Source organism: Oceanobacter antarcticus (genome assembly GCF_044962685.1).
Lineage (GTDB): Bacteria > Pseudomonadota > Gammaproteobacteria > Pseudomonadales > Oceanobacteraceae > Oceanobacter > Oceanobacter antarcticus.
In genome coordinates this window covers 1-13,807 of sequence record NZ_JBBKTX010000035.1, presented here as the reverse complement: position 1 = coordinate 13,807, position 13,807 = coordinate 1, and the positions used below count along the sequence as shown (strand labels likewise).

At 58.1% G+C, this 13,807-nt stretch carries 1 protein-coding gene; it reads right to left on the bottom strand.

Annotated elements, in window-relative coordinates; translation table 11 throughout:
• Positions 1–143 precede the first annotated feature (143 nt).
• Positions 144–13,427, bottom strand: coding sequence for a non-ribosomal peptide synthase/polyketide synthase (locus WG929_RS19625; protein ID WP_416207427.1), 13,284 nt, complete (start codon positions 13,425–13,427; stop codon positions 144–146).
• Positions 13,428–13,807 lie beyond the last annotated feature (380 nt).

Here is a 13,807-nt window from a genome sequence, read left to right as displayed (position 1 = left end):
ACTTTTCCTTACCCATGCACATCAATCCGCGTCCTATTCGGAACAGAAAACCTGTGAATGAATAGACTGGTGTAGTGGTAAGGAAACGATGCGCAATACAGAGAATTTAGGGCATCCATTCCCCTTCTATTTTTTTCTTTGCGTTATGCCTCCAGTTGTTCCATCAAGTTATTCAGCCGGTTGGCTTTTTCCTCAGTGATCGACGCATCCTCCAGCCCTTGAATAAACTCCGCCAGCGCTTCAACGGTATGGCATTCAAACATGGCTCGCAGTGGCACACCTTTGTGTAATGTTTTCTGCACCCGTGAGGCAATTTGCGTAGCGAGTAATGAGTGCCCTCCTAATTGGAAAAAATTATCCTGGATACCCACACGCTCCACCTTCAACACATCGGCCCAGATGTCTGCCAGCTGCTCTTGCAGTGGATCGCGTGGCGCCACATAGGTTTGTACCTGCAACTTGCCAATATCCAATGGCGGCAATGCCTTGCGATCCAACTTGCCATTGGCATTACGGGGCATCTGTGGCAGTAGCTGCCAGTAAGCGGGCACCATATAATCAGGCAGGTACGCGACGAGCCGTGATTTGCATCCTTCAATCAATTCGGCTTGCACTTCCTGTGATTCTGACCAGGTTTGGACGGATGTCAGATAGACAACCAGATAATTGCCGTTCGGCCCGGATTGCACCGTCACGGCAACCTCACGCACTAAGTCCATATCGAGCAGACAGGATTCAATCTCACCCAGCTCAATACGAAAACCGCGGATTTTCACCTGATGGTCGGCGCGCCCCACGTACTCTAGCAGGCCATCCGCGCGGCGGCGGGCAAGATCGCCGGTACCGTACAGCCGCTCGCCAGTACCGTCGAACGGATTGGGCACAAAAGCGCGCGCGGTGCGCACCGGATCGGCAAGATATCCCCGACCCACGCCAGTGCCCGCCACGTACAGTTCACCCACTGAACCGATCGGTGTCAGGGCAACGTCTTCATCGAGCAGGTATAGCCGGTTGTTATCCGTGGGGGAGCCAATCGGCAGATAGCTGCCCGTGGCCGATGCCTCGGTCACCGTGAAAAAAGCCACATCATCCGAGCACTCTGCAGGGCCGTAGGCATTGACCAAACCGATATCCGGGTAATGCTCCAGCCACCGTTTGGCCAGGGTTGGCGGCATCGCCTCCCCGGTCGGCAGCATCCAGCGTAAACCGGGCAGCGGTCGCTGCTCCTCCTCCAGCATACTTTGAATCAGCGACGGTACACTCTCCAATACCGTGATCTGTTCTTCAACCACATGCGTCATCAACGCCGTGGGGTTATGGGCAATGTCGCTGGGCACAATGGCAACGCGTCCGCCAAACAGAGGCGCTGCGAGGAACTGCCAAACGGAAATATCGAAACACTGAGAGGCGGTCTGGGCAATCACATCGCGCTCATCCAGATCCAGGTACGGCACCTTGCTCAACTGGTTATTGAGCATACCGCTCTGGGTTACCATCACACCTTTGGGTTTGCCGGTGGAGCCGGAGGTGTAAATTACGTAAGCGAGGCTGTCCGCGCTGCCATAGATGCCCAAATTGTGGTCGGGTATCGAGTCCTGCTGGGTATCCTCCCATATCAACAGTATTGGACGATTATGCTCCGGGCAGAGAGCAAGCACGTCGTTTCCAAGATCGACATGATTTTGCGCACAAACCAAAATGGGGGAGCGGCTCCTGGCCAACATATCGGCCAAGCGTTGCACGGGGTGCACGGGGTCCAGGGGCAAATAGGCGGCCCCGGCTTTGAAGGAGCCAATCATCATGCCCACTAGCGGCAGGCCCCGTTCGGCGAGCAGCGCCACCGGTTTGTCCACCAGCTTGCCTGTCCCCTGATGCGCTCCCTTCTCCTTAAAACCGGGTGCCAGCAGCGCGTGGCCCAATCGATTGGCATAGCGATTCAGCTCCCCGTAGCGCCATAGCTCCCCTCGATAACTGGCCACGACCGTGTCGGGGTGCATGGCGACCTGCGCATCGAACAGACGAATATAACTGTCCAACGGGTAGTGGTGTTCGCTGTTATTGCAATCGTTGAGCAGAAAGGTCCTTTCCTGCGGACCGATCAGCGCTATGTTTCCTAACGTACTATCGAAGCCGTCAACCAAAGCCAGCAGCAGACGCTGGAATTCATCCAGTATTGCCTCCACGGTAGCGCGCTCAAAATAACGCTGGTCGTAGGAAATATGCAGCCCCAATCGATCTCCAGGGTAGCAGACTGCCGTCAGTGGGAAGTTGGTATGGGTACGCCCGGAATCGGAGCTGGCATTGAACTGCCGTGCCCGATCCAGCACCGATACTTCCACTGGCGCGTTCTCGAACACGAACAGGCTATCAAACAGCGGTTCGCCTTTGGGAACCTCACTACAATGCTGGATATCTACCAGCGACAGGTGTTCGTGATCGCGCAGTTCCAGATTGTGAGCCAGTATTTGTTGCAGCCAGTCACCAACAGCACAGTCCTCGCCGAGGTCGGGGAACCTGACCCGCAGTGGAATACTGTTGATAAACAAGCCCACCGTTTGCTGCAAAGCTGGCAAATGCGTGGGCCGCCCCGCCACCGTAACCCCGAACAGCACGTCGCGCTGGCCGCTGAGCCGACGCAGTACCAGCGCCCAGGCGGCCTGGGCAAAGGTATTGACCGTTAACTGCTGTTGCCGGGCCAGAGTTTGCAGTTGCTGACTGGACTCCGCACTGAGGTGACTGTAGCAATCCCCCACCTGCATACCACCACTATCACCAGCATGTTCCCGCAATAGCGGCCGGTCGCTGGCAATCTGCGTAGGTGCATCGAAGTCACTCAAGGTTTTCCGCCACCACTGGCGACTGATCTCCAGATCCTGTTGATTCAGCCAGGCGATATAGTCGCGATAAGGAGGCGCTGGCGGCAGTGCCGGATCACGGCTTTCCAGCAACGCACTGTAGATGGCGAAAAAGTTCTCGATCAACAGCGAGCGGCACCAGGCGTCGATCAAAATATGGTGATTGCTCATCAGGAACCAGTAACGCGCTTCATCAATGCGGATCAGCCGCAAGTGAAACGGCGGTGCGTTGAGCAAGTCGAAGCCAGCCTCCCGCTCGGTTTTCAGCAAAACCTGTAAGCGTTGTTCATTATCGGCTTCCGATGAATCCCGCCAGTCCAAATAATCCACCGGCGCAGGCCAGGATTTGTGAACGATCTGCACCATAGCTTCACCGGCATTCCAGCTGAACGAGGTGCGCAACGCCGAGTGGCGGTCCACCACCGCCTGCCAGGCGGCGGCAAACTGTTCCGGGTCGAGCGGACTGTCGATGCGGTAGCGGTCCTGCATGTAATAGATGCCGGTACCCGGTTCCAGCAGTGTGTGAATCAGCAGCCCTTCCTGCATCGGCGTCAGCGGATAGATATCCTCGACCTGCGCCGCCGGGATCGGCAGGGTATCGAGTTGCGCCTGGGAGAGTTGTGCCAGCGGAAAATCCGACGGTGTCAGTCCACCTGCATGCTCATCCAAGCAAAGATCGATAAGCGCATTCAGCTCATTGAGATAGTCCTCCGCCAGCCCAGCGATAGTCTCCTCGCGGTAGCGTGCCGCGCTGTAGGTCCAGCGCAACACCAATTCGCCACCCTGTACCTGACCATCGACACTGATATCGCTAGGCAGTGGCGCCTCGGGATCGCGGTTGCCGGCCTCCGGGGTACCAGCCCAGTGGAACAGTCCATCACGGTCCACGCCCTGATCGATCTGGCCCAGGTAGTTAAACGCCAACGAAGGCGCGGGCAGCACGGCCATGGCCTCCCGCACCCAGCCGGCAGTCAGATAACGTAACGGTCCGTAACTCTGCGCCCGCAGTTGGATGGCCCTCAGGTGTTCCTTGATGCCTTTGATGGAGGCCGCCCTGTCAGCCATATCCGGTATCAGCCGGACGGGATAAGCGGTGGTCAGCCAACCAAGGGTTCGGGTCAGATCCAGAGTTTCTTCTAATGTTTCCCGACCATGGCCTTCCAATTGAATCAGGGCCGATTCCTGTCCCGACCAGCAACACAGCGTGCGGGCCAAAGCCGTCAGCAACAGGTCATTGACTTGCGTTCGATAAGCGATGGGAGCACGTTGCAACAGTGCTTGGGTTTGTTCAGCGCCCAAGCGAATCGTTACCGTCTTAGCCTCCCATTCCAGATTTTCACCTAAGGGGAAATCACAGGGTAACGCGTAATATTCCCTGGATGGGTGCTTCTGGGATTGGTTAATATCAAACTGAAGTAACTCCCCCTCTCCGACTGACACCACATCTGGCGCTTCCGCTAAATCCAGCTCCGTTTGCCACCATGCCAGCGCTTCGGGCACGGCGTCACTGTCCGCAAAACGGTACAAATGCGCAGCCCAGTCACGGAATGCGGTGGTTTTGGCAGGCAACTGAACCGACTGACCCGCTTGCAACTGCCGATAGGCAGACTGCAGATCATCGGCCAGGATACGCCAGGACACACCGTCCACCACCAAATGATGGATCACCAACAGCAGTCGCTGGTCGCCGTTTTCTGCGTTGAATAATACCCCCCTCAACAGTGGTCCGTGTTGCAGATCCAGACTGCGCTGAATGGACTCCAACTCTGCTGAAGGCTCGGCAAGGCCATTCACACTTTTCACCTGCAGCAATCGGGGGGTACCTCCGCAGAGGTCATCGGATACTGCGTACTCGGCTTGCCAGGATTTGCCCTCCTGAGTAAACCGCAAACGCAACGCGTCGTGGTGTTCTATTACCTGTTGCAGCGCCTGTTCCAATAAGGACGGCTCGACCGGCACATTGAAGTCCAGATACACCGCCTGATTCCAGTGCTGCGGATTCGGCATATTGAGCGCGAAAAACCAATGCTGGATTGGCGTCATGGGTGATGGGCCAACCAGAAAACCCTGATCAGCCACGGGTGCTGCTATCGATGAATCCGTGTTCTCTTTAACAACGGAGGCAAGAGAACGTACAGTCTGATACTGGAACAGATCCTTGGCTTTAAAGTTCATCCCCCGCTGACGGGCGCGACTGACCACCTGGATGGAGAGAATTGAATCCCCGCCCAGTTCAAAAAAATTGTGGTCCAACCCCACCGCCGGTACGTTTAATACCTCACTCCACACTTGTGCCAACGCTCGCTGCAGGTCACTTTCCGGCGCGACGTATTCTCGGGTCATAGTCATATCCGGTGTCGGCAGTGCGCGGCGATCCAGCTTGCCATTAGGGTTAAGTGGTAGCCGATCCAGAATTATCAGTTGCGCTGGCACCATATAATCCGGCAGCTGCCGCTGGAGGTAGGCTTTCACGTCCGCTCTGAGTGCCTCTGGATCACTACAGGCTTGCTGCCCACTGATATAAGCCACCAGTTGCTTGTGACTACTCTCACCTAACGCCAGTACCGCCGCTTCCACCACACCGGGCGCACCCAGCAAGCAGGCTTCAATCTCACCCAATTCGATACGAAAGCCGCGAATCTTGACCTGATCGTCGCCGCGCCCCATATATTCAGCCAGGCCATCGTCGGTCAGACGCGCCAGGTCACCAGTGCAATACAAACGACCACCCACCGCAAAGGGATCGGGTACAAAGCGCTCCGCAGTAAGATCCATTCGACCATGGTAACCACGCGCCAGACCGGCCCCGCCCACGTACAGCTCACCGGTAGCTCCCGGTGGCACCGGCAACAGGTTTTCATCAAGAATATAGGCGACGCGTTCACCCACTGCCCGGCCGATTGGTGCGCTGGACGCACCCTGCCGGGGTGGCCCGCTGACCTGCGCCGCCAGCGGCATCACCACCGTCTCCGTAGGGCCGTAGGCATTGAAAAACCGCTCCGGCTGAAAGGCCCGGTGAATGACCTGCCAATGCTCACCGCTCAGTGCCTCACCGCCGGTGATACACAATCGCACTGACGATGACGTACACCCTTCGGCCCGGTTACGATCAATCACCCATTGAGCCAATTGGCTGCCGTAACTGGGAGTAAGCCCGAGAATGGTAACACCGTGCCGGTCGATTAACGGCGCAACCTCTTCCACCGCCCACTGCCCCTGGCCGCGCAGCACTACCCGGGCACCACATAGCAATGCCGTTAGAAGTCGTTCGCTGGCGGCGTCGAAATTGATGGAATAAAAGTGCAACTCGCAATCATCGGCACGCATGCCAAAGGTATCAATGACCACCCGACAGTGCATGGCCAGCGGTCCGTGGTCGACGACCACCCCCTTCGGTTTGCCGGTGGAGCCGGAGGTATAGATCAGGTAGGCCTGATGGTGAGGTTCGGTGATATCCTCAGGCGGCGTGTCCGGGCAGTCGGCGAGAACGGCGCCGTCGTCCTCCAGGCACCAGCGACGTACGCCCGCGGACAACTCGCCAATACTTTCGAACAAGTCGCGGTAACCCAGCAGCATGGTGATGCCGCTGTCTTCGACCATGTAGCGCAAGCGGGCGCGGGGATACTCCGAGTCCAACGGCACATAGGCCGCCCCCGCCTTGAGGATGGCCAGCAGGCCGATCACCATATCGAAAGAACGCGGCAGGGCCAGCCCCACCCGCTGCTCCGGTTGCAGGCCCTGGTCACGCAGCCAGTGGGCTAATTGGTTGGCACGGCGATCCAGCTCACCATAGCTGAGAGTGTCGCCGTTAACGATCAGGGCGATGGCTTCTGGCCCGGCAGCGGCTTGCTCGGCAAACCAGCGGTGCACCGGTGCTGGCTGAGCCTGCACGGACTCGGTGTCACCCTCTGCCGGGGCGGGTGGCGGATTCAGGCTGGCCAGCACCCGCGCTTGTTCCGCACTATCGAAAAGCGGCAACGAAGCAACTGGTTGATGCGGGTTGGCAATCAGTGCCCTCAGTAGATGCTGCCAGTGATCGGCCATAGCAGCGATACGCGGTTCATCAAACAGATCGCGGCTGTAGGTCAAGCAGCAACCCAGGCGACCATCAAGGTCGGTCACCTCCAGGTTGAGATCAAACTTGATCGCCCTGGCGTCGTTGACCAGATACTCGACGGTCATACCGGCCAGTTCACGGGTCTGCTGGAACTGCCAGCGCTGCACGTTGCACATCACCTGAAACAGCGGGTTATAGGCGGCGCTGCGGGGTGGCTGCAGGGCATCCACCAACTGATCGAAAGGCAGGTCCTGGTGGGATTGCCCCTCGATCACCGTGCGCCGCACCTGATCCAGCAGCGCCGATACGGTCATCTCGCCGCGCAGCTGACAGCGCAGCACCTGGGTATTGAGAAAGGCGCCGATCAGCCCCTCGCTCTCGGGGCGGATACGGTTGGCCACCGGCACGCCGATACGAAGGTCGGACTGGCCGCTGTAACGGTAGAGCAGCACCGCCAGGGCCGCGGTTACCGTCATAAACAGGGTGGTACCGCGGGCAGCATTAAAGGCATGGACGCGGGTGGCGAGGTCGTCGGGCAGGTCGAAGCGATACAGTCCACCGCGATGGCTTTGCACCGGTGGCCGGGGTCGATCGCTGGGCAATTCCAGCAGCGGATGCTCATCGCCCAGCTGCCCGCGCCAGTAGTCGAGCTGGCGTTCGCCCTCGCCGGATTCCAGCCAGCGCCGCTGCCAGACACTGTAATCCAGGTATTGCACCGGCAGCGGTTCCAGCGGCGAGGGTTTGCCGTCGATAAATGCTTCGTACAGCACGGCCAACTCACGGGCGAAGATATCCATCGCCCAACCCTCGGTGACGATATGGTGCAAGGTCAGCACCAGGTAGTGCTCTTGCTCGCTGAAGGTCACCAGATGGGCGCGCAGCAAAGGCCCCCGTTCCAAATCGAAAGGTTGGTGAGCTTCCTGTTCCGCCAGCGCCATCAACCAGGGTTGCCGCTCAGCAGCGTCCATCTGGCCAAGGTCGTGCCGGATCAATTCGACGCTGGATACGTCGTTAACCTGCTGTACCGGCACCCCATCAACTTCTGGGAAGGTAGTACGCAGGGTTTCATGGCGTTCGATCAGCGCCTGTAGCGCAGCATCCAGCACATCGACATTCAGTCCGCCGACAAAACGCGCCATACCACCCACGTTATAAGCGGGGCTGTCCGGTTCCAGTTGCCACAGGAACCACAAGCGCTGCTGGGAAAATGACAGGGACACCGGCTGGCTGCGATCCACCGCCTCAATCGGCGGTTGACGGTTAATGTCCCCGGCCTGTCTGGCACGTTCCACCCAATCAGCAAAATCTTTCAATTGGCTAGCTTCGAACAGGGCGCGCAGGGGTAATTCCACATCACAGCGCTGGCGGGTACGGGCGACGATTTGTGTGGCCAGCAGGGAATGTCCGCCGAGTTCAAAGAAATCATCCGCCAGACCGATGCGAGGCAGATCCAGAACCTCCTGCCAAATGGCTGCGAGCTGTTGTTCTGTCGGTGTGACCGGCGCGATGTACTCACGCTGCTGCCAGGTAGGCTCCGGGAGGCGCTGGTAATCCAACTTGCCACTGGGCAACAGGGGCATTTCTTCCAGTTCGATCCACTGCGCTGGTACCATATATTCCGGTAGAGCTTGTCGCAGTTCTGCGCGCAGGGTATCTGGATCAAAACAGGTATCTGCACCGGGCACCAGAGTGCCAGCTTCCAAGGTGTAATACGCCAGCAGTTGCTGATCGCCATTGGTACGGGCATGTACACGCACTGCCGCCTGTTGAATGGCAGGCAGTTGGCATAACCGGGCTTCGATTTCGCCGGGTTCAATCCGGAAACCACGCAGTTTCACTTGGCTGTCCAGACGCCCAAGGAATGCCAAGCTGCCATCGTCGAGCCAACGCACACTATCCCCTGAACGATACAGACGGGCTCCGATCTCCCCGTCTACCGTATAGGGATCAGGCACAAACTGCAGCGCCGTTTGCCCCGGGCTACCCAGATAACCGCGCGCCAAACCCGCTCCACCAATACACAATTCCCCAGCAACGCCAAGAGGCACTTGTGTGAACTCCCCGTCCAGCACCCGGCAACCGGTATCAGACAGTGGTCGGCCTATGGGAGAGACTTCGCCGTCTTGCTCCCGACACCACCAATACGTAGCATTGATCGCCGTTTCTGTCGGGCCATAACGGTTATGCAAGGTGACGCGTGGCAGAACTTCCAGCACACGGTCCCGCAGGGCTGGTGACAACACCTCCCCACCGGAAAACAACAATCGCAACGAGCAGCAATCTTTCACACCGGCTTGTTCGATAAAAGCCTGCAACAGTGACGGCACAAAATGCAGTACGGTCACGCCCTGCTCTATCACCCACTCCAACAGGCGTTGCGGATCACGCTGTTCACCCGGTGCCGAAAGAACCAACCGTGCTCCAGCCAGCAGAGGCCAAAAGCATTCCCACACCGACACATCGAAGGTCAGTGGCGCCTTTTGCAGCAGTACATCGGTTTTCTTCAGTTTATAGGTGGCCTGCATCCAGGCCAGGCGTGTCTGTAAGGCGCCATGACTGACGCCAACTGCCTTGGGCCGGCCGGTGGAGCCGGAGGTGTAAATAACATAGGCCAGATTGTGATCGTGAATGGGGACTACAGGTGCGCTGGCTGGCCAAGCGTTCAGGTCGAGTGCGAAGAGATCAATAGTCTCAACACCACTATTCCCAACGCTATCCATCCCCTCCGGCAAAGCACCGGTGGTGATCAATTGTGTTGCTCCTGCATTGGTTAACATCTCATTGAGCCGGGCAGCCGGGTAATCGCCGTCCAACGGCACATAGGCGCCGCCAGCTTTTAGAATGCCCAAGATCGCGGTCAGCATGGGCGGTGATCGCTCGATCAACACTCCCACGCAGACATCCGGCCCGACACCACGACTGCGCAGGCAATGGGCCAGGCGGTTGGCGGCATCGTGCAACTGCCGGTAACTGATACTACCCCCGATCCACTGCAACGCCGTTTGCCCGGCATTGTGAACCCCATCCTGCTCCAGCCATTCAAGTAAACCACCTTCAGCCTTTTCTGTTTCCTTTTCTCTATTTTCCCAAGACGACAATTGTTGACATTCAGCGACACTCAATAACGCAATATCGGCGATGGCCTGTTGCGGATCACTGACTACCTGTTGCAGCAGGCACTGGAAATGTTCCGCCATACGAGCGACGACGGATGCGTCAAACAATGTCTCGGCGTAGTCCCAGGACAACAGCAAGCTCCCATGTTCGTCCTCCTCCGATTGCAGTTGTAAATCGCACTTGGCATGGCGGCTGTGCCAGGGCAGTTCCTCCACCTGCAACCCGGGCATAGCGCATGCGGTCGACGCATCCCGCTGCTGGTGGTTGAACATCACATTGAATAAAGCTGTCTGCCCCAGCGCCTCGGCCAACTGATCAAAGGGAAGATCCTGGCTTGCCTGTGCAGCCAGTGCGCAGGCTTTCACACCGGCCAAGACCTCGGTGAAGCTCTTCCGCGGCGCCAGTTCACCTTGCAATACCAAGGTGTTGACGAAAAAGCCCACAATCTGCTGAATCTCCCGACGGTGGCGATTGGCGCTGGGGACGCCGATGCGAAGCGTGTGTTCGCCGGTATAACGGAACAACAGCGCCTGAAACGCCGCCAGCAGCACCGTAAAGAGGGTGGTACTTTGCTGTTCGGCCAGGGTGTGAAGACCAGCGGCCAGTGAACTTTCAAGGCTCACACATAAACGCGCCGCCGTCGCGGGTTCGTCCCGGCGGTCGTCGACATGCTCACCCATACGCCGTGTCGGCAGGGGCAATGGCGAACACTCCCCGCCGAGCTGTTCCAGCCAGTACGCCCGCTGTAATTCCACCTCGTCGGAAGAAGCCAGCCACTGCCGTTGCCACTCGGCATAGGCGCCATAACTGACCGGTAATGCCGGTAAAGCGTCGGCCTTTCCTTTTTGACAGGCGGTGTACAACCGGACCAGCTCCGACATCAGAATCGTGGCGGACCAGCCATCCACGGCGATATGGTGGAAGGTGACCAATAGTTGGTATTCGTTGTCACCTAGCCTTAACAGGGTGACCCGCAGTACGGGGCCGGTTTCCAGGTCGAATGGAGCCAGCGCTTCCTCGTCTCGGTATCTGGCTGCCATAAGCTCGCGCTCGGACTCAGGCAAGTGGGTCAACTCGATCTCTCGCACCGGAACGTCCAGTTGTTCGCTCACGGTTTGAAAAGGTACGCCGTCACGTTCGCCAAAGCGGGCACGGAGACTGTCATGACGCCCCACCAGGGTTTGTAACGCCTGCCGCAGAACAGCTTTATCCAACTTGCCGCGCAAACGCAGGCCACCCGGCACATGGTAAGCGGCGCTGTGGGGATTGAGTTGCCAGAGAAACCATAACCGCTGCTGTCCCGGTGACAACACGCATTCGGTCTGCCCGTCCGGGAGCGGCGGTATACGCTGGGCAACGGTATCCCCGGCGGACACCTGTTCGACCACCCTGGCCGTAAACGCATCGAGTGCAGGCGCCTCAAACAGGTGCCGGACATCCACGGACACGCCCAGGCGCTCCTGTAACAGGCCGACCATCTGCAGCGCCCGAATCGAGTTACCACCATTGACAAAGAAATGGGCATCGGCGGGCAGTTGCTCCACCGCCAGACTCTCGCACCAGGTGGCCCGGATCACCTCCCCATACTGCGAGGCATCGGCAACCGGATCGTCAGACTTTACCGCGGGGGCGTCCTGTGGGTTCTGTGGGTAGAGGGCATAGGCATCCAGGCTGCCGTCCGCCACACCGGCGCGGCAGGCGGAACGCTGTAGTTTGCCGCTGGAGGTTTTGGGCAGCGCACCGGGGTTGAGCAGGGTCACCTGTTGCGGTGCCTCCTGAAACACCTCGGCCACCGCCTGCCGGATGCTGTCGATGAGAAACTGGGCCGGCACCAGTTTTTGTAGTTTGCGGCTTACCTCCGCCGCGATCCCTATTCCTTCCACCCCTTTGAGTTCGACCGCATAGGCCGCCACCCGCCCCTTGCGGACGACCTCTACCTCGTCTTCCACCGTGCGCTCGATATCCTGGGGGTACAGGTTGTGCCCACGCACGATCAGCATGTCTTTCAGACGCCCGGTGATGAACAATTCGCCGTCGTGCAGAAAACCCAGGTCGCCGGTGCGCAGCCAAACCCGACCATCCGCCTTCACGAAAGTTTTGGCGGTAGCTTCTGGATTACGCCAATAACCGCTGGCGATACCCGGACCGGCAGTCCAGATCTCACCGACCGTGCTTTCAGGCAACTCGACCAGACTGTCCGGCTCAACGATACGGATTGCCTGTCCCGGTTGATGACGGCCACAACCGACCAAGGTCGCGCTGTTTTCCCGTACCACTCCCATTTCTGGGCCCGGCATCGTGTTTAGCACCACCTCGTTGCGCGCCAACGCTTCCCGATCCACGCTCAGAATTGTCGGGCTTAAATTCCGCTGGCCACTGGTGACATAAAGAGTGGCTTCGGCCAGTCCATAGCAGGGAAAGAACTTATCGGCCTGGAAGCCACAGGCGATGAACCTGTCACTGAACAGTTGCAGGCTGTCCTTACGAATCGGCTCGGCGCCGGAGAACGCCACTTTCCAGCAGTCCAAATTCAATGTTTGCAAAGCTCTATCGGGAATCCGCTCCGCGCACAGCCGGTAGGCAAAATCCGGCCCGCCGCTGACAGTGCCGCCATAACGACTGATCGCCTCCAACCAGCGTACCGGCCGAGCCAGGAAATAGCCCGGCGACATCAACACACAAGGGATGCCACTGAAAATGGATTGCAGCAGCGAGCCGATCAAGCCCATGTCATGGTAGAGCGGCAACCAACTCACAATGACATCGTCGTCACCAATGTCGAAACTCTGACGAATCATCCATTCATTGGTCACCAGATTGTGATGGCTGACCTGTACGCCTTTGGGTTGAGCGGTGGATCCGGAAGTGTATTGCAGGAAGGCCATATCATCAGGATTAACGACTAGCTCCTGCCACTGCTCCGCAACGGCGCTCTCTAGGGTATCGACACACAACCACTTGGGTGCTGTCTCACCAAAATCCGTTATAAACGGTTGGCCGGCGGCTCGCAACGGCTCATACAAGGTCGAATCCGTCAGCAACAAGCGGGGACGAGCGTCTTCGATAATCGACAGCAATCGCGCCAGGTGTTGGGGTCGCGTGGACTCCGGTGGATAGGCCGGCACGGCGATCACCCCGGCATACAAGCAACCGAAGAATGCCGCCACGTAATCGACACCACTGGGAAACAACAGGATGACCCTGTCGCCCGGCTCCGCGATAGTTTGTATCACAGCGGCTATGGTGCGTGCCCGCTGATCCAACTCGTCGTAGCTGATCGTTATGTCTTCGTCGCCCCGATCACCCAGGAAATGCAGAGCACTGCCCTCGGGTTTAAGTACCGCTTTCTCTCGCAGCGCATGCACCATTGAAAGCGGCATTGTGAATAAGTCCGTCATACATCCACCCTGTGTAGGCTGCTTGACCCTTCAGGAGTGACTCAGACGCCACAACCACTGGCGAACCTATCTATCGCAGGTACCTGGCTCGGCAAGTCAAGCTATTGATTTAATTCCGTGGGGCGTTGATGCCATCGCAGCAATAACTGCAGCTGGAGCATCGACACCCTGACTATGCACAGGTAACGAAAACGGAAGGGAAATAATTAGTGATTGCAGGCCGCGGGAAATAATAAGTGCGGATAACCGCGAGTCACGCCCTAGTGTCCCTTAACAAAAATAAATAGAATTTATATGAGTGGTTATAGTCTACTTTGAGGAGTGCATTTTCAGGCAGAGGCAAACCATGGGACGACCAGTCAAAGTGCTCGACATCACTG

Excerpts from the sequence above, each read along its gene's own strand:
- WG929_RS19625 (WP_416207427.1), bottom strand. The coding sequence starts at position 13,427 with ATGACGGACTTATTCACAATGCCGCTTTCAATGGTGCATGCGCTGCGA.